The organism is Ruminococcus sp. CAG:330, assembly GCF_000437175.1.
GTDB lineage: Bacteria > Bacillota > Clostridia > Oscillospirales > Ruminococcaceae > Ruminococcus_C.
Genome location: NZ_FR898036.1, coordinates 41,677 through 59,095, shown reverse-complemented (window position 1 = coordinate 59,095; position 17,419 = coordinate 41,677). Strand labels below are relative to the sequence as shown.

Annotated in this window: 15 protein-coding genes; 9 read left to right on the top strand and 6 right to left on the bottom strand. The window is 56.5% G+C overall.

Annotation, left to right across the window (positions count from 1 at the left end; all coding sequences use genetic code 11):
* The coding region (locus QZL66_RS04460; protein WP_293601854.1) for a hypothetical protein at window positions 1-310 on the top strand (310 nt) is incomplete at its 5' end.
* Here QZL66_RS04460 and fba read toward each other — a convergent pair.
* On the bottom strand, window positions 244-1,107 hold the full coding sequence (fba, locus tag QZL66_RS04455) for a class II fructose-1,6-bisphosphate aldolase (protein WP_022410544.1): 864 nt from the start codon (window positions 1,105-1,107) through the stop codon (window positions 244-246). The two genes, QZL66_RS04460 and fba, sit on opposite strands and share 67 nt — an antisense overlap.
* Before the next feature lie 302 nt (window positions 1,108-1,409).
* Here fba and glgB point away from each other — a divergent pair, with 302 nt between their 5' ends.
* A complete protein-coding gene (glgB, locus tag QZL66_RS04450) occupies window positions 1,410-3,275 on the top strand; it encodes a 1,4-alpha-glucan branching protein GlgB (protein WP_022410543.1) in 1,866 nt (621 codons plus the stop codon).
* Window positions 3,276-3,723: 448 nt separating this feature from the next.
* Here the strand turns inward: glgB and asnB (QZL66_RS04445) are convergent, their stop codons facing one another.
* Both asnB (QZL66_RS04445) and QZL66_RS04440 read right to left on the bottom strand, forming a co-directional pair.
* Complete coding sequence (gene asnB / locus QZL66_RS04445) at window positions 3,724-5,559, bottom strand: asparagine synthase (glutamine-hydrolyzing) (RefSeq protein WP_022410542.1); 1,836 nt, start codon at window positions 5,557-5,559, stop codon at window positions 3,724-3,726.
* A gap of 105 nt (window positions 5,560-5,664) precedes the next feature.
* Complete coding sequence (locus tag QZL66_RS04440) at window positions 5,665-6,165, bottom strand: hypothetical protein (protein ID WP_022410541.1); 501 nt, start codon at window positions 6,163-6,165, stop codon at window positions 5,665-5,667.
* 373 nt (window positions 6,166-6,538) lie between these two features.
* Here QZL66_RS04440 and QZL66_RS04435 point away from each other — a divergent pair, with 373 nt between their 5' ends.
* The 3 genes from QZL66_RS04435 to QZL66_RS04425 are packed head-to-tail and all read left to right on the top strand — an operon-like array spanning window position 6,539 to window position 11,683.
* Entirely contained in the window at window positions 6,539-8,104 is a 1,566-nt protein-coding gene (locus QZL66_RS04435; protein ID WP_022410540.1) for a TerB N-terminal domain-containing protein, read from the top strand.
* Window positions 8,101-9,429: an ATP-binding protein gene (locus tag QZL66_RS04430; RefSeq protein ID WP_022410539.1), complete on the top strand. Its 1,329-nt coding sequence runs from the start codon at window positions 8,101-8,103 to the stop codon at window positions 9,427-9,429. The genes QZL66_RS04435 and QZL66_RS04430 overlap by 4 nt, the downstream gene beginning before the upstream one ends.
* A 25-nt stretch (window positions 9,430-9,454) precedes the next feature.
* On the top strand, window positions 9,455-11,683 hold the full coding sequence (locus tag QZL66_RS04425) for a DEAD/DEAH box helicase (RefSeq protein WP_022410538.1): 2,229 nt from the start codon (window positions 9,455-9,457) through the stop codon (window positions 11,681-11,683).
* Window positions 11,684-11,815: 132 nt separating this feature from the next.
* Here the strand turns inward: QZL66_RS04425 and rpsI are convergent, their stop codons facing one another.
* Both rpsI and rplM read right to left on the bottom strand, forming a co-directional pair.
* Window positions 11,816-12,217 carry a 30S ribosomal protein S9 gene (gene rpsI / locus QZL66_RS04420; protein ID WP_022410537.1) on the bottom strand — a complete coding sequence of 134 codons (402 nt, stop codon included), beginning with the start codon at window positions 12,215-12,217 and terminating at the stop codon, window positions 11,816-11,818.
* 17 nt (window positions 12,218-12,234) lie between these two features.
* Complete coding sequence (gene rplM, locus QZL66_RS04415; RefSeq protein WP_022410536.1) at window positions 12,235-12,663, bottom strand: 50S ribosomal protein L13; 429 nt, start codon at window positions 12,661-12,663, stop codon at window positions 12,235-12,237.
* Window positions 12,664-13,010: 347 nt separating this feature from the next.
* Here rplM and QZL66_RS04410 point away from each other — a divergent pair, with 347 nt between their 5' ends.
* Window positions 13,011-13,346 carry an immunity protein Imm33 domain-containing protein gene (locus tag QZL66_RS04410; RefSeq protein WP_022410535.1) on the top strand — a complete coding sequence of 112 codons (336 nt, stop codon included), beginning with the start codon at window positions 13,011-13,013 and terminating at the stop codon, window positions 13,344-13,346.
* On the opposite strand, the gene QZL66_RS04405 is transcribed toward QZL66_RS04410, so the two are convergent.
* Window positions 13,336-13,512, bottom strand: coding sequence for a hypothetical protein (locus QZL66_RS04405; protein WP_022410534.1), 177 nt, complete (start codon window positions 13,510-13,512; stop codon window positions 13,336-13,338). The genes QZL66_RS04410 and QZL66_RS04405 overlap by 11 nt on opposite strands.
* Window positions 13,513-13,700: 188 nt before the next feature.
* Between QZL66_RS04405 and asnB (QZL66_RS04400) the strand changes: the two genes are divergently transcribed.
* The 3 genes from asnB (QZL66_RS04400) to pyrB all read left to right on the top strand — a co-directional run bounded on the left by asnB (QZL66_RS04400) (window position 13,701) and on the right by pyrB (window position 17,417).
* Complete coding sequence (asnB, locus tag QZL66_RS04400; RefSeq protein WP_022410533.1) at window positions 13,701-15,587, top strand: asparagine synthase (glutamine-hydrolyzing); 1,887 nt, start codon at window positions 13,701-13,703, stop codon at window positions 15,585-15,587.
* Window positions 15,588-15,596: 9 nt separating this feature from the next.
* On the top strand, window positions 15,597-16,265 hold the full coding sequence (locus QZL66_RS04395) for an HD domain-containing protein (protein ID WP_022410532.1): 669 nt from the start codon (window positions 15,597-15,599) through the stop codon (window positions 16,263-16,265).
* A 66-nt stretch (window positions 16,266-16,331) separates the two neighbouring features.
* Entirely contained in the window at window positions 16,332-17,417 is a 1,086-nt protein-coding gene (pyrB, locus tag QZL66_RS04390) for an aspartate carbamoyltransferase (RefSeq protein WP_022410531.1), read from the top strand.
* Window positions 17,418-17,419 lie beyond the last annotated feature (2 nt).

Here is a 17,419-nt window from a genome sequence, read left to right as displayed (position 1 = left end):
AAATCCGCATATATTTCCTACGAACACAAGCTCTGATTTTGAAATAGCAATGGGTATTGCCTCTATTATATGGGAAACACCGCCGGCTTGTCAAGCGCTTTTGTGTAAACGTCCAAAATTTTTGGCAGTTTCCGCAGCGGCTGCGCCGGGGCAGGCGATACAGACACAAAAAGCGGAACAGGCGTTCGCCCATTCCGCTCATTGTTTTGTGGTTTTTGAAATTCAGAACCGGATCTCTGAAGCTTATGCCTTGTCGACAGAGCCGAACAGGTTCATCTTCTCCTCAACCTTTGCCATGATTGCCTCATAGCCCGGCAGGAGCAGCTTTCTCGGGTCAAAGCCCTTGCCCTTCAGATCCTTGCCCTCTTCGATGTACTTTCTGGTTGCTTCTGCAAATACCAGCTGGCACTCGGTGTTGACATTGATCTTTGCAACGCCCAGAGAGATTGCCTTGGTGATCTGGTCGTCCGGAATACCGGTACCGCCGTGGAGTACCAGCGGCATATCGCCAACGGCTTCCTTAACAGCAGCCAGTGTCTCGAAGCTCAGACCTTCCCAGTTTGCCGGATATACACCGTGGATGTTACCAATACCAGCAGCCAGAATGTCTACGCCCAGATCAGCGATGGTCTTGCATTCCTGCGGATCTGCGCATTCGCCTCTGCCGATGACACCGTCTTCTTCGCCGCCGATTGCGCCAACCTCTGCCTCGATGGACAGACCCAGATTGTGTGCAACTGCAACCAGTTCACGGGTCTTTGCCAGGTTCTCTTCGATCGGGAAGTGAGAGCCGTCGAACATGATGGAGGTGAAGCCAGCCTTGATGCAGGCATAGCACTGATCATAGGTACCGTGATCCAGATGCAGTGCAACCGGAACCGTGATGCCCAGAGATTCGTCCATTGCCTTTACCATATCTGCAACAGTCTTGAAGCCGGTCATGTACTTGCCGGCACCGCCGGAAACGCCGAGAATTACCGGAGAGTTCAGCTTCTGTGCTGTGTTCAGGATTGCCTTTGTCCATTCCAGATTGTTGATGTTGAACTGGCCGACTGCATACTTGCCGTCTCTTGCCTTGTCCATCATATCCTTTGCCGATACTAACATAAGTGAGTGCCTCCTAATAAATTTCTGCAACAGGGTCCGCACCGCATGATACGGCCGAGTTCTCTGCTCTTTTATTATACCCCATCTTCTGTCAAATTGCAATGGGTTTCCGAAATTTTTTTCTTTTTCTCCAGTTGGCAGTCTATTTCTCATCATATATTCGATGATATGTCGAGAATACAACGGTATTTTTCAATTTGGCGCTTGCAGTATACGGCAGGTTTCCTGTATAATGAATAGGAAAGAGAAATAAATTCAGCAGAAAGTGACAAACTGCGGAATTGAGAGGAGTTACAACATTCATGGATATCCATCAGTTTTTTCTGGGAAATTCCTTTGATGCACATACCTATTTCGGGGCGCACGTCACCAGGGACGGCGTGGTGTTCCGCACCCTTGCGCCCAATGCCAAAGCTGTCGCCCTGATCTGGGAGGGCGGCGAATGGGAGCCGATGCCCATGACACGCATTCATGACGGCGGTGTCTATGAGATCACCGTGCCGGATGCGCTGCCCGGACAGATGTACAAGTACCGCATCACGCCGCAGAACCCCGACGGCGAGACCATCGACCACTGCGACCCCTACGGATTCGGCATGGAGCTGCGCCCCAGCAACGCCTCCATTATCCGTGATCTCTCCAGCTACACCTTCCACGACAGCAGCTGGATGAAACAGCGCAGCGACCACCGGCACAAGCCCGTCAACATCTACGAGGTGCACCTTGGCTCGTGGATGACCAATCCCCACGACGAAAACGGCTGGTACACCTACGAGGAGATCGCACCGAAGCTGGTGAAGTACGTCAGGGAAAACGGCTACAACTACATCGAATTCATGCCTCTCAGCGAGCATCCGGCGGATTGTTCGTGGGGCTATCAGAACACCGGCTTTTTCAGCCCCACCGCCCGTTACGGCACAGCGCACCAGCTGATGCAGCTGGTGGACACCTGCCATCAGGCGGGTATCGGCGTCATCATCGACTTTGTTCCCGTACACTTCGCCGTGGACGGCTACGCCCTGAACCACTACGACGGCACGACCCTCTACGAATACCCGGAAAAAGAGGACACCTACAGCGAATGGGGCAGCTGCAATTTCATTCACGCACGGGGCGAGGTGTGCAGCTTCCTCCAGTCCAACGCCTTCTACTGGCTGGATGTCTTTCACTTCGACGGCATCCGCATGGATGCGGTCAGCCGGCTGATCTACTGGGGCGGCGAGGAATACCGTGGCACCAACCCGTCCAGCATCCAGTTCCTGAAGCGCATGAATCAGGGGCTGCACCAGCGGTATCCGGATGCCATGCTCATTGCGGAGGACTCCACCAATTACAGCGGTGTCACCAAACCGGTGGAATACGGTGGACTGGGCTTTGACTATAAGTGGGACATGGGCTGGATGAATGACACCCTGAACTACTTCCGCCAGTACCCGTGGGAGCGGAAAAACGAGTACCACAAGCTCACGTTCTCCATGATGTACTTCCCCAACGAGTACTATCTGCTCCCCCTCTCCCACGACGAAAACGTCCACGGGAAAGCGACGATTCTGCAAAAGATGTTCGGGCAGTACGAACAGAAGTTCCCGCAGGCACGGGCGCTCTACCTCTATATGTACGCCCATCCGGGGAAAAAGCTGCTCTTCATGGGCAGCGAGCTGGGACAGCTGCGGGAGTGGACGGAGACCCAGCAGCAGGATTTCGACATTCTGAAGTTCCCCATCCACGATGCGTTCCACCACTTTATGATGGAGCTGAACCGGCTCTATCTCACAGAACCGGCGCTGTATGAGGGCGACTATGAGGCGGACGGCTTCCGCTGGCTGGACTGCCATCAGGAAGAGCGGTGCATCTACGCCATCCAGCGCCACGCTGCCCACGGGGAAGATCTGGTGATTCTCCTGCACTTCTCCGACGAGGGCACACAGCACTATACGTTCACCCTGCCGGACTGCACCGCATTGCAGCCGCTGCTGCACACCGACTGGGAGCGATTCCACGGAAACACCGTGGAGGACACCAAACCCATCGTTGGCGAGATGACCCGAAACGGCTGCCAGTTCCAGATTGACCTGCCGCCGTTTAGCGGAATCCTGCTGAAAAAGATACCGCAGCAAAAGAAGCCTGCGGCAAAGCCAAAAAAATCCGTAGGGACGAAGAAAAAGTAAATCCTTATTGGAAGCGCCGGAGCAGTTTGGAACCACTCCGGCGCTTTTTATCGGATCGCAAAAATTTTGTGCGATGCTGAAACTGGCGGACACTACACAAAAAGCATCGTGCAGAAACGAGAAGATTTCAGAACTGTTTTCCCGAAAAGGCTGCTCCAGCTGAGCGCAGCTGGCGAGGTGTTCTTAGAGGGCACGTCCCTCTAAGTCGCTGTCCGCAGACAGCGAAATTCCCTGCGCCATGCTTTTGGCGCACGGGGAAGGTGGGTGAGAAAAGCGACAGCTTTTCGAGGGCGGAGCGAACAAGACCGCTCCGCCCTGTGTCCCGCTTGCTGTACCATAGTTTTGAAAACATTCCGGTGGAATGTTTTCAACGGACTTTATCCTTGTTGAAATGGGCGGACACGGCACGCCGTGTCCCTACAGGAGCGAACACAAGAGCCATCGTATTTTACAGCACCACTTTCACCTGATACTTCTCCATCCAATAGTTCATCTGGACAAAATAGGCGATGATCTGCGGGCGTGTCATGAGCTGTCCGTACCACTGCACCGACTCCTCCGATTGCAGCAGCTGTTCCAGCATCTCCCGCCGCACCAGCTGCAATACCGGTGCCTGCGGATCCTGCAAGACCTGTTCCAGCATCCGGCAGACCGTCCGCAGATAGCTGGGGTTATGGGTCTTGGGATAGGGGCTTTTTTTCCGCCACAGCACTTCCGGCGGAAGATAATCCTGCATCGCTGTGCGCAGCAAGCCCTTTTCGTGTTCCTCCCAGTCCTTGTACTCCCACGGGACATTATAAAGGTATTCCGCAATGCGGTAGTCGCAGAACGGCACACGCACTTCCAGCGAACTGTACATGCTCATGCGGTCTTTTCGATCCAGCAGCGTCTGCATGAACCAGTCCAGATTGAGCTTCATCATCTCCCGCATCCGCTGTTCCAGCGGGGAGTCCTCCGGCAGCTTTTCCGCTGCCTGAATGGTCGCCTCATAGGCTCGCTGCACATATTGCTGTGCGTCCAGTTCCGCCGCCAGCTCCGGCAGCAGAAACTGACTGCGGTAGGCGGTGCTCTGCGCCCAGGGGAAGCCGTTGATACGGCGCACCTCCGGATCCCGATACCACGGGTAGCCGCCGAACAGCTCGTCGGCGCACTCGCCGGACAGTGCCACAGTGACCTCTTTCCGGATCTCCCGGCAGAACAGCAGCAGCGAACTGTCCACGTCCACCATTCCCGGCACATCTCTGGCATCTACTGCTGCATACAGCGCCTCGGCAAGCGCCGGCGTATCCAGCACCGTCCAGTGGTGGCGGCTGCCCAGATACTGCTCCATACAGCGGATATAGGCGGGGTCGCTGGTAGGCTGGAAGTGGCTCTTTCGGAAATACCGGTCGTTGTCCCGATAGTCCACGGAAAACGTGTGCAGCGTTTTCCCCTGCTCCTGCAAAAAGCCGTTTGCCAGCGAGGACAGCAGGCTGGAGTCCAACCCGCCGGAGAGAAATGTCCCGATGGGCACATCGGAAACCAGCTGCCGCCGGACGGCGTCTTTCACCAGCTCCCGCACATGCTCCGCTGTCTGTGCGAAGCTCTCCGTGTGGGGCGCTGCCCGCAGCTGCCAGTAAGCGGAGAGGTGCAGAGCATCGCTGGTATAATATCCGCAGTGCGCCGGCTTCACCTCCCGCACGGTTCGGAAAATGCCGTGTCCGGCGGTTCTGCCCGGTCCCAGAAACAGCAGCTCCGAGATGCCGGTGCGGTCGATCTCGTGGGGCACCTCCGGATGCGCCAGAAGCGCCTTGATCTCCGAGCCAAAGACCAGACCGTTGGGGATCTCCGCATAAAACAGCGGTTTGACCCCGATTCTGTCCCGTGCCAGAAACAGGCGCTGCGCCGTGTGTTCCCAGACGGCAAACGCAAAGATTCCGTTCATCTGGGTGACGCAGTTCGGTCCCCAGCGGGCGTATGCCTGCAAGATGACCTCCGTGTCGCAGCGGGTGCGGAACACTGTCCCCGCCCGTTCCAGCTGTTCCCGAAGTTCCGGCGTGTTATACAGCTCGCCGTTGTAGACGATGGTATAGGTTTCTCCGCCCACCTCTGCCTCCATGGGCTGTCTGCCGTTTTCCACGTCGATGACCGCCAGACGAGTGTGCGCCATGGCACAGCAGGGCGACAGAAAAACGCCCTCCTGATCCGGCCCACGCCGCTGCAAGGTCTGCTGCATGGCACGGAGCAGCGGTTCCTGTTTCCGCAAATCCTGTTCCCAATGTACCATTCCCGTGATTCCGCACATAAAACGTGCCTCCCTCTTCGGTTTCTTCATACGCAAAGGCGCATGCTCTATCTTATGCGGGAAACCGGAAATCTTGCACGTTTTTCAAACGGGATGTGGCAGGTTTTACTCCGCCGGCACAAACGGCAGTTCGATCACGCTCTCCTCCGCCGGTGCATCGGTGTTGGGTTCTGTCTGTTTAGACGAGCTGCCGGAATTCTTCGCCGCATCGGTCAGAACCGGCAGTTCGCCCTCCTCCGCCTGCACGCCGGCAGGTGTCTGTGCCTCTTCTGCTTCGCCGGCATGTGCCGCATCCTGTTCTCCCGACGGCGCAGCATCATTCCGGCTGCTGCTCTTCGCCGGCTTCGTTTCCGACGGGCTGCCGGCCGCAGCTGCGGCAGTCTTTTGCGTGGTGCTTGTCTTTTTGGATGCCGTGGCAGTAGCGGTTGTGGTTTTCTTGGTGTCTGACTGCCTGCTGTCCTCTTCGGCTGTTGTCACGGCGGTTCTGCCGGACTCCGTTTTCTCCGGCGCATCGGAAGCGCATCCGCCCAGAGCCAGCGCTGCCTGCGCACAGAACACTGCCAGCAGCAGCGTCAGTCCACGGCGTATTCCTCTTTTTTTCTGCATCTTCAATTCCTCCTGTCCGGAAATCTGCCGTGCATGGATTGGCACGCAGACTCCTGCTTTCCCCCATTATAACATATTTTGCGAAAAATAGAAATCGCTTTTTCAAAAAAATCAGAAAAAAATTTGAAAAGAGCGAGTCCCCCTTTTTTTCCGGAGAATGACGGGGCGCATTTTGCAGAAAGCGCTCTGCCGTTTTTGAACCTGCGTTTGACAACACCCCCCTGATATGCTATACTAGAGCATGTTCCCATAAAAATAAAATGTACGCCTTTTCGGCAAAATTTGCCGAAAAGACACGTAGATACGCTTGTGAAGACTGGTTCTTATAGAGATACGCCTGATGCAAACCAGCGAAAAAAGGAGGGCGTGACGCATGGAATTTGATAAACTGTTGAATATGCTGCAAGAGCTGCTTTCTGAAAAGGGCTGGCAAACGCCATCTCAAGGCGGCACCTATCAGGACGAGCCGATTCTGCGCCCTGCCGCCAAGATCGCCCGCCCCAAAACCGCAAAGTTTCGGGAGCTTCGCCAGATCCAGCGCAGTCCGGAGGCATACTGGCGCTCCGGCGACTGGCTCTTCTACCAGCAGGCAAAGTGCATGGAGGATTACACCGAGACGGGCGATTCCGACATCAGCTTCACATGGGCGAGTTCCACCCATGCTTCCTACGCCTCCTATGCGACACTCACCGACAAACAGCTGACCGCCTATTTTATCTGGCGCACCAAGGTACGGCAGGGAAACTATCCGTTCGCCATTCCGGCGTTCATCGCCATTTACGCATTCGAACTGCTCAACCAGATCGGCGTTTCTGACAGCATGGACGGGCTGCAAAAGCTACAGGCACTGAAAAATGCCTATTGTCACGAAACCGACGATTCCCTGGCGTATCTTGTCATTCGTCCGGCGCTTTTCCAGCAATGGATCGACAGCTACATCATCTGCTACGGGCTCTCCCCCGACCTGCTCAGCGAGGCATACCGCAGCGAGAGGTCGGATGCCATGCTGACGCTACTGCACTGGGACGAGCACACACCGGCGGAACTGTGCGACACCCTGTCCGTCTGCGCCTCTTACGCACTCAACCGTTCCAAGTTCTACCAAGCCTATCCGGAGGACGTGCAGACGGTCACCTGCCGCATTTTTCGGGCGCTGTGGCAGTACTACGAAAGGTACCGGAAAAACGATCTGTTTCATGCACTTTTTCCAAAAAAGGTGCATGAGAATATCTCAATGTTCCCTGAGGCGTACTTCTACCCCTATCGGGACGAAAACGCATGCCCCGACCGCACCTATGCCGTCAGCGAGCTGTGCACCTACACCTGCCGGGACGGCGTCTGGCGGCTAGAACAAACCATCGCCACACAGAAAAACCAGAAGCTGGGCGCACTGCTCAAAGCCATTGACTGCGCCATGCGGGAGAGCTACCACTACCGCTATGCATTGAAACCGCCGGAGATTCCCCAGTATATGCAGAAGATTCTGGAAACTGAACTACAGGATTTCCTAAAACAGCGGGAGGAGGAGCGCCGGAAACAGGAGGAAGAGGCTGCACGGGTACAGATCGACTTTTCCCAGCTGGCGCACATCCGGGAGGCTGCTGCGGCCACACGGGAAAAGCTGCTGGTGGACGAGGCGGAGGAACCCGCACCGGAACCGGTTTCCCCCGAACCTGCGCCCGCCCCGCCTGCGTCTGCGCCAGTATCTGAGGACTCGCTTCTGACACCGCTGGAGGTACAGTTCCTCCAGTGCCTGTTTGACCACACCTCCTGCGAGGCGCTCTGCCGGAAGCACGGGCAGATGCCCTCCGTGGTGGCGGAACAGATCAACGAAAAACTATTCGACCAATTTGCAGATACTGTCATTCTCTTCGACGGCGACACGCCGGAACTCATCGAGGACTATGCAGACGACTTGAAAGGAATGATTGCGCCATGAAAATCCCCAAGAGAATCGCCTCCGCCGTTATCAACTCCCTGAAAGGCGGCGTTGTGCCACGCATCGGACTGCCCTACATTACTGTGGGCAGAGAACTGGAGATCGATGCGCTGCTTCACGATGTGGATATCATCGCAGAGGGCGGTGCCTCCTTCCGCTTCATTGTGGGGAAGTATGGCAGCGGCAAGAGCTTCCTGCTCCAGACCATCCGCAGCCACGTTATGGACCGCAATTTCGTGGTCGTCGATGCCGACCTTTCACCGGAGCGCCGGCTACAGGGCACCAAGGGACAGGGACTTGCCACCTACAAAGAGCTGATTCGGAACATGTCCACCAAGACCCGTCCGGACGGCGGTGCGCTGACGCTGATTCTCGACCGCTGGATCAGCGGCATCCAGAGCGAGACTGTGGCGGAGAGCGGGCTGGACACCAGCGACCCCAGATTCCGGAAGCTGGTGGAACAGAAGATCTACACTGTCATCAGCGCCCTGAACGAAATGGTGCACGGCTTCGATTTTGCCAAGCTGCTCACCATCTACTTCCACGCCTACTGGGACGGCGACGACGAGAGTAAGGCAAAGGTGGTCAAGTGGTTCCGTGGCGAATACACCACCAAGACCGAGGCAAAGTTGGAGCTGGGCGTGAATATCATCATCACCGACGACGACTGGTACGAATACATCAAGCTGTTCGCCGTTTTCCTGAAACAGGCGGGCTACAGCGGACTGCTGGTGCTCATCGACGAGCTGGTGAACATCTACAAAGTCCCCAACAGCATCACCCGCCAGTACAACTACGAAAAAATTCTCACCATGTACAACGACACCCTTCAGGGAAAGGCGCAGTATCTGGGCATCATCATGGGTGGGACACCCCAGTGCATCGAGGATACCCGGCGCGGCGTGTACAGCTATGAGGCGCTGCGCTCCCGGCTGGCGGAGGGACGCTTCGGACGGGAGGGCGTGAAAGACATGCTGGCACCGGTCATCCACCTGACCCCGCTCACCAACGAGGAAATGCTGGTGCTCATCGAGAAGCTGACGGACATCCACGCCCAGCTGTTCGGCTATGCGCCGACTCTGACGCAGGAGGACATGGTACAGTTCATCCAGATCGAATTCGGGCGCATCGGCGCAGACTCCCACATCACCCCACGAGAGGTCATCCGTGACTTCATCGAGCTGCTGGACATCGTATACCAGAATCCGCAGCTGCAGGTGGCTCAGCTGCTCCAGTCCGGCAGCTTCTCCTACGCCCAGCCCCAGACAGACGGCGGTGACGGCGAGGATGCGATTGCGCCGGAATTTGCAGAGTTCGATATCTGACATCTTTGCGTAAGGAGGATTTCCCATGTCCATTTTTGACCGCTATGCGCCGTTTTTGCAGGACTATATCTATCAGCACAACTGGGAAGCCCTCCGTGCGGTTCAGGTCGCCGCCGGCGATGTCATTTTCAACACCGACGACAACCTGCTGCTTTGTGCGTCCACCGCTTCGGGAAAGACAGAGGCAGCGTTCTTCCCCATTCTCACCCAGTTCTGCGAAGATCCCCCTGCCTCTGTGGGAGCGATCTACATCGGGCCGCTGAAAGCCCTCATCAACGACCAGTTCCAGCGGCTGAATGAGCTGTGCGAGGAGGCGGACATTCCCGTCTGGCACTGGCACGGCGATGTGTCCCAATCCCACAAGGCGAAGATGCTGAAGCATCCCTCCGGCATCCTCCAAATCACGCCGGAATCGCTGGAGGCGCTGCTGCTGCGCAAGCATGCGGCGATTCCGCAGCTGTTCCATGACCTGCGCTTCATTGTCATCGACGAGATCCACTCCCTCATCCGTGGCGACCGTGGAGGGCAGACCCTCTGTCTGATTCAGCGGCTCTCCCGCATGGCGAACGTCAATCCAAGGCGCATCGGTCTGTCCGCCACCATCGGCGACCCGGAACGTGTGGGCGCATTTCTCTCCCTCGGCACCGGCCGGCGCACCGCAGCCCCCAAGATTCAGGCAAAAGGCATGCGCTGGCGGCTGTCCATGGAGCACTTTTTCATCCACGGCGAACAGGCTGCCTCCGAGAAAACGGACACGCCACCGGCGCCTGCACTGGCGGAAAAGACAGACACTGCACCGGAGCACGCCGACCCCGGCATCGGCTACATTTTCGAGCACACACGGGACAAAAAGTGTCTGGTCTTTGTCAACTCCCGTGAGGAGTGCGAGGCCGTCACCACCACCCTCCGGCAGTACTGCGAGGCTCGCCATGAGCCGGACCGTTTCCTCATCCACCACGGCAACCTCTCCGCCGCCTACCGGGAGACCGCCGAGGATGCCATGAAAGACGAAGATGCGCTGTTCACCACCGTCACCACAGCGACGCTAGAACTTGGCATCGACATCGGGCGGCTGGAGCGTGCGTTTCAAATCGATGCGCCTTTCACCGTATCCTCCTTTCTTCAGCGCATGGGGCGCACCGGCAGACGGGAACTGCCGCCGGAGATGTGGTTCGTCATTCGGGAGGATGAGCCGGAGCCGCGTGCGCTTCTGCCGGAAACCGTGCCGTGGAAACTATTGCAGGGAATCGCCCTGATTCAGCTGTATCTGGAAGAGCGCTGGGTAGAGCCGCCACGGCTGGAGCGGCTGCCCTACAGCCTGGTGTACCACCAGACCATGAGCACCCTTGCGGCGTGCGGGGAGATGTCGCCGGCGGCGCTGGCATCCCGCATTCTGACGCTGCCCTATTTCCATCGGGTTTCACAGGAGGACTTCCGCACACTGCTCCGGCATCTGCTGGAAACCGACCACATCCAGCGGACGGAGAACGGCGGACTGATCGTGGGGCTTGCCGGCGAGCGCATCATCAATTCGTTCCGCTTCTATGCTGTATTTCAGGAAAACGAGGAGTACACGGTGCGGTGGAATTCGCAGGAACTGGGGACGATCGTCCAGCCGCCGCCCATCGGCGAGAAAATCGCCATTGCCGGACACGTCTGGGTGATCGAGGACATCGACCACAAGCGCCACGTGGTCTACTGCGAACAGATCAAGGGGAAAGTGCCGGCGTACTTCGGCGAGTGCCCCGGCGATATCCACACCAAGATTTTAGAGCGTATGCGGCAGGTGCTGCGGGAGGATACCCAGTACCCCTACCTCATGGCGCACGCCGCCGCACGGTTGCAGCAGGCACGGCATGCTGCACGCAGCTCCGGCGTCACGGAGCACACGCTGATCTGTCTGGGCGGCGACATGTGGTGTCTGTTCCCGTGGATGGGCACGTATGCGTTTCTGGCGCTGGAACGATTCCTGAAAGTCAGGTGCGCCGGTTCGCTGAAGCTCTCCGGTCTGTCCGCCTCCCGCCCGTACTTCATTCAGTTTAAAATGCAGGCAGATCGGGAGACGTTTTTCCGCGTATTGCAGGAGGAGGCACGCCGTCCTCTGGATCCCATGGAACTGGTCTACCCCAAGGAACTGCCGCTGTTCGAGAAATACGACGAATTTCTGCCGGAGTCGCTGGTGCGGAAGGGCTTCGCCTATGGCGTGCTCGCCGTGGAGGAAATGAAAGCGTGCATTCAGCAGTGGAACCGATAAGTATCAGCCCCGGACGGAATATTTCGTCCGGGGCTGATTTTTTGCACAAAAAAATCGCCCTGCGAAAGGCAGAGCGATGAAAAATGCTTTTTTGTGATTCCACCGAAAGTACGCTGACCTTCGGGCGGGAAATTATCTCTTGGAGAACTGCGGTGCACGACGTGCGGCCTTCAGACCGTACTTCTTACGTTCCTTCATTCTCGGGTCACGAGTCAGGAAGCCAGCCTTCTTCAGAACCGGACGAAGCTCCGGGCTGAATTCCAGCAGTGCACGGGAAACACCGTGACGGATTGCGCCAGCCTGACCGGTAACGCCGCCGCCGGTTACGGTGCAGACAACGTCCAGCTTGTCGGTGTTTTCCGTCAGAGCCAGCGGCTGACGAACGATCAGCTTCAGAGTCTCCAGACCAAAGTATTCGTCGATGCTTCTGCCATTGATGGTGATAGCTCCGGTACCGGGATACAGGCGAACTCTTGCAACAGAATTCTTACGTCTGCCGGTGCCATAGTAATATTTTACCTTAGATTCGTACATCTTTTCTGCTCCCTTCCTTAGAACTCACAAACTTCCGGCTTCTGTGCAGCCTGCTTGTGCTCTGCGCCCTTGTAAGTGCGCAGACGCTTCAGCTGATTTGCACCCTGTGTGTTGTGCGGGAGCATACCCTTTACTGCGATCATCATAGCCTCGTCAGACTTTTCTTCCATCATAACCTTGTACTGTGTCTTCTTCAGACCGCCGATCCAGCCGGTGTGCCAGTAATAGTACTTCTTCTCCAGCTTGTTACCAGTCAGGACAGCCTTGTCACAGTTGATGATGATTACGTTGTCGCCGCAGTCTACGTGCGGTGCAAATGTCGGCTTGTGCTTACCACGCAGCAGATGTGCAGCCTGTGCTGCAACACGTCCCAGCGGCTTACCAGCAGCATCCAGAACGTACCACTTGCGGTCTACTTCGCCGGCCTTCGGCATAGTTGTTGCCATAGTCAATTCCTCCATCTTATAAATTCTATCAAAAATAATCTCGATCCCCGGAAACGGGAATCAGGCAGAGGGCAGTTGGGTTAGACTGCACTGCCGGCGTTTCGCAAGATTATAACCGGTCTCTCTGACAGTACAAGTATTATTATACCACAAAGCGAGCCGATGTGTCAAGCAAAAATTCTCGGTTTTTTTTCGATTTTCAGAAGAAAAAGTCTGTGGAATTTGTGCATGTTGCCATTTCCGCCGAGGGATTCTGCGGGCACTTGCAATTTCTGAAAAACTGCGATATAATATAAGGTAGCACTGCAGTGTAGCTTACCAAAATTTCACGCAGGAGGTCCTTTGATTTGAACGCCGCTGAATACGAATGGAACGACCGGCTGGTCTTTCTCTCACGCCGTGCCTATGAAACCGGCACCATCGGGCTGGTTCTGCGCACCGATGCAGTCTGCGATGCCCGTGATACGGGGTGGCAGCTGCTGTACGGCTGCGAAACCGGACTGGAACTGGTCAATCCGGGGAACAGTCTTCTGGTGTCCGTGGCACGGGCGCTGGAGCTGGAGCCAAAGCTGGCACCGCTTTTACAAAAAGGAACGCCGCCGGCGGTTGCCGCATATGCCTATGATGAGACAAGCGGCAGCTTTGTGCCGGCGAAAATGCCGGAGGACATTCCTACCCAGTGATGACATAGCTGGCATCGGCGTTGGCAAGGATCATGTAATAGATCAGGCACGCCACCATGCTGACGGCAAAAAAGAGCAAAACTGCGCCCAGCCGAAACCGCAGAAACGGTCTGGGTTTATGAATGTCATCCACACGGCGAAGCTGTTTCTGTTTTTTTCTGCGCATGTTTCATTCCTCCTCTGGAAATCCGCCGGCTCTTGCCGGAACAGATGCATTGCCTCTATTATACGGGATTTCCGAGGATTTTGCAAGTCATATTTTATGAAAGTTTCCGGCAGACCGCTGCCGGTCATCCATATTTTCCCCGAACGGCAGCAAGGGCAGCACCACGCCGTTCAGAAAGGAGTCATTCCATGTGTGGTTTCGTAGGATTTACCAATCACATCGACAATTCCAACCGTGTGCTCCAAGAGATGCTGGACAAAATCAAGCACCGCGGGCCGGACGCTGAGGGCACCTACATCGACGAGGATATTGCGCTGGGACACCGCCGGCTGAGCATCATCGATGTGTCTGAGGCAGGCACACAGCCACTCTACAGCGAGGACGGCAATCTGGTGCTGGTGTTCAACGGCGAGATCTACAACTATCAGGAAATCCGTGCACGCCTCATGGAAAAGGGCTACCATTTCGCCACACAGACCGACTCCGAAGTTCTGATCTACGGCTATCGGGAATACGGTGCCAAGCTGCTGGATCAGCTGCGGGGCATGTTCGCCTTTGTCATCTGGGATAAGCAGGAAAAGACGCTGTTCGGCGCACGGGATTTCTTCGGCATCAAGCCCCTGTACTATGCGCAGATGGGCGAGACACTGCTGTTCGGCTCGGAGATCAAGAGCTTCCTGTGCCACCCCCACTTCAAGAAAGTCCTCAACACCACGGCGCTGGAAAACTACCTCACCTTCCAATACTCCCCCTGCGACGAAACCTTCTTCCAGGGCGTTTACAAGCTGCCGCCGGCGCACTACTTCACCTACAAGGACGGCAAATTCGAGATGAAGCGCTACTGGGACGTGCACTTCCACGCAGACGAACAGCCGGATCTGGACACCTGGGTCAACCGCATCTCCGACACGTTCCACAACAGTGTGGAGGCGCACAAGATCGCCGATGTTGAGGTCGGCTCGTTCCTGTCCAGCGGCGTGGACTCCAGCTATGTGGCTGCCATCGCCAACGTGGATAAAACATTTACCGTGGGCTTCGGCAGCGAGGAGCGCTACAACGAGATCGGCTGGGCAAAGAATTTCTCCCAGGCCATCGGCAAAAAGAACTACAACAAGGTCATCACGCCGGAGGAATACTGGGAGAAGATCCCCATGATCCAGTACCACATGGACGAACCGCTGGCAGACCCCTCCGCCATTGCCCTGTACTTCGTGTGCAATCTGGCATCCCATTCCCTGAAGGTCGTCCTCTCCGGTGAGGGCGCCGACGAGATCTTCGGCGGCTACAACGTCTACAGCGAACCGGGCGGGTCGGCATACGACAAGCTCCCCCGTGGTCTGCGCCGTGGCATCGGCCACATCGCCGAAAAAATGCCGGCGCACCGTGGCAGAAACTTCTTCGTCCGCAAGGGCAAGGATCTGGAGGAACGGTTCATCGGCAATGCGTATATGTTCACACCGGCAGAGCGCAAGGCACTGCTGAAAATCCGCACCAACGCCCCCGACCCCATGGCAGTCACCAAGCCGTTCTACGACAAGGTGCAGGATCAGGACGATGTCACCAAGATGCAGTACCTCGATCTGCATCTATGGATGGCAGGCGATATTCTGCTCAAGGCCGACAAGATGAGCATGGCGAACTCGCTGGAAGTGCGTGTGCCGTTCCTCGACCGTGAGGTCATGGCGCTGGCAGAGCAGATTCCCACACGGTTCCGTGTGACACGCAAGGAAGTCACGGACTCCCACACCCCCTATATCACCAAGTACGCCATGCGTCTGGCTGCCAAGAAAGACACGCCCCCGCAGACCGCCAAGACCGCAGCCAAGAAAAAGCTGGGCTTCCCGGTTCCCATCCGTGTCTGGCTGAAAGAGGAGACCTATTACCAGATCGTCCGCAAGACATTCGAGAGCGATGTGGCAGGACGCTTCTTCCACACCGAAAAGCTGGTGCAGCTTCTGGACGACCACCGTGCCGGCAAGGCGGACAACAGCCGTAAGATCTGGACGCTGTACGTCTTCCTCGTATGGTATCACGTTTACTTTCCGGAGTGCTGCGAACCGGGCGCACAGCAGTAAGGAGCCGTCATGTCAAGTCATGTAACTTACGCCTATATCCGCCAGAATCCGGACATTCGGGAGTACATCCGCCGTGCCGACATGGCGCTCGCTGCCATCGGCTACACGGAGCATTCCTTTGCCCATGTGGAAAAGGCAGCGCACACGGCTGCCATGATCCTGGAAACGCTGGAGTATCCGGCACGGCAGGTGGAGCTTGCCAAGATCGCCGGATTTCTCCATGACATCGGCAACGTCATCAACCGCACCGACCACGCCCAGAGCGGCGCCGTCATGGCGTTTCGTCTGCTGGACCGGCTGGAGATGCCGGTGGATGAGATCTGTTCCATCATCTCCGCCATCGGCAACCACGACGAGGGCACGGCACAGCCGGTGGATGCCATTTCCGCCGCCCTCATCATCGCCGACAAGACCGACGTTCGCCGCAGCCGTGTGCGCAACACAGACTTTATGACTTTCGACATCCACGACCGTGTCAACTACGCCGTGGAATACTCCAACCTGCATTTCAGCGACGACAAAAAAGCGCTGGTGCTGGACCTGAAAATCGACACGGAGATCTCGTCCGTGCTGGAATACTTCGAAATCTTCATGGAGCGAATGCTGCTCTCCAAGCGTGCGGCGCTCTTCTTCGACAAGAAGTTTAAAATGTATATCAACGGGAGCAACATCCTGTGATAAATGATAACCGATGCACAAAATGCAGAACATGCCATGTGCATCAAATTCACGGAGGTATTTATCATGATTTCACCTTATCCTCATCTGATTGACCTGAACGATTACCCCGTTTCCTGGTGGAAACAAGTTGTTGATCTCGGCGAGCAGATTAAGAATCATCCGGAGATCTACGCCGGCGCATGCCACAACAAGATCATGGCAACGCTGTTCTACGAGCCTTCCACCCGTACCCAGATGTCCTTCCAGACCGCTATGCTGCGTCTGGGCGGCCGTCTGATCGGATTCGACAATCCCGCCAACTCCTCCGTTTCCAAGGGCGAGACGCTCAAGGACACCACCAAGATCGTCAGCGGCTATGCAGACATTCTGGTCATGCGCCACCCCGTTGCCGGTGCTGCCAAGGCAGCTGCGCTGTCCGCAGACTGTCCGGTCATCAACGCCGGTGACAGCGGTCACCTCCATCCCACCCAGACGCTGACTGACCTGCTGACGCTCCAGTGCGAAAAGGGCAGACTCGACCATCTGACCATCGGTCTGTGCGGCGACCTCATCAACGGCAGAACGGTACACTCCCTGCTGAAAGCGATGTCCTGCTTCCCGGGCAACCGCTTCATCCTGATCTCCACACCGGAACTGAGCCTGCCTTCTTACGTCAAGGACATTCTAAACGCAAGCGGCTGCGAGTACGAGGAGATCTCCTCGCTGGAAGAGGCGCTGCCGGAACTGGATGTGCTGTACATGACCAGAATCCAGGAGGAGCGCTTTGCCAGCCGTGAGGCATATCTGGCGCAGAAAGACACCTATGTCCTCACCGTCAAGAAGATGCAGGCTGCCAAGAAAGACCTCATCGTGCTGCATCCCCTGCCCCGTGTGGACGAAATCGAAGTGGCACTGGACGACGATCCCCGTGCCATGTACTTTAAGCAGGCACGCTATGGCATGTATGCCCGCATGGCACTCATCATCACCATGCTGAATCTGGACACCCACACCACACTGCTCCACGGCAAGACTTACCCCGGCGCAGTCTGCAAGAACCCCAACTGCATCACGCACACGGAAGCCTATCTGCCCAAGAGCTTTATTTCCCTTGGAAATTCCCTGCTGGAATGCGAGTTCTGCAATGAGCGTCTGCTGATGGAACACTAAGA

Excerpts from the sequence above, each read along its gene's own strand:
- QZL66_RS04405 (WP_022410534.1), bottom strand. The coding sequence starts at position 13,512 with ATGCGCAGAAAAAAACAGAAACAGCTTCGCCGTGTGGATGACATTCAT.
- rpsI (WP_022410537.1), bottom strand. The coding sequence starts at position 12,217 with ATGTACGAATCTAAGGTAAAATATTACTATGGCACCGGCAGACGTAAG.
- QZL66_RS04395 (WP_022410532.1), top strand. The coding sequence starts at position 15,597 with ATGTCAAGTCATGTAACTTACGCCTATATCCGCCAGAATCCGGACATT.
- asnB (WP_022410542.1), bottom strand. The coding sequence starts at position 5,559 with ATGTGCGGAATCACGGGAATGGTACATTGGGAACAGGATTTGCGGAAA.
- QZL66_RS04440 (WP_022410541.1), bottom strand. The coding sequence starts at position 6,165 with ATGCAGAAAAAAAGAGGAATACGCCGTGGACTGACGCTGCTGCTGGCA.
- rplM (WP_022410536.1), bottom strand. The coding sequence starts at position 12,663 with ATGGCAACAACTATGCCGAAGGCCGGCGAAGTAGACCGCAAGTGGTAC.
- QZL66_RS04430 (WP_022410539.1), top strand. The coding sequence starts at position 8,101 with ATGAAAATCCCCAAGAGAATCGCCTCCGCCGTTATCAACTCCCTGAAA.
- QZL66_RS04435 (WP_022410540.1), top strand. The coding sequence starts at position 6,539 with ATGGAATTTGATAAACTGTTGAATATGCTGCAAGAGCTGCTTTCTGAA.
- asnB (WP_022410533.1), top strand. The coding sequence starts at position 13,701 with ATGTGTGGTTTCGTAGGATTTACCAATCACATCGACAATTCCAACCGT.
- glgB (WP_022410543.1), top strand. The coding sequence starts at position 1,410 with ATGGATATCCATCAGTTTTTTCTGGGAAATTCCTTTGATGCACATACC.
- QZL66_RS04425 (WP_022410538.1), top strand. The coding sequence starts at position 9,455 with ATGTCCATTTTTGACCGCTATGCGCCGTTTTTGCAGGACTATATCTAT.
- pyrB (WP_022410531.1), top strand. The coding sequence starts at position 16,332 with ATGATTTCACCTTATCCTCATCTGATTGACCTGAACGATTACCCCGTT.
- fba (WP_022410544.1), bottom strand. The coding sequence starts at position 1,107 with ATGTTAGTATCGGCAAAGGATATGATGGACAAGGCAAGAGACGGCAAG.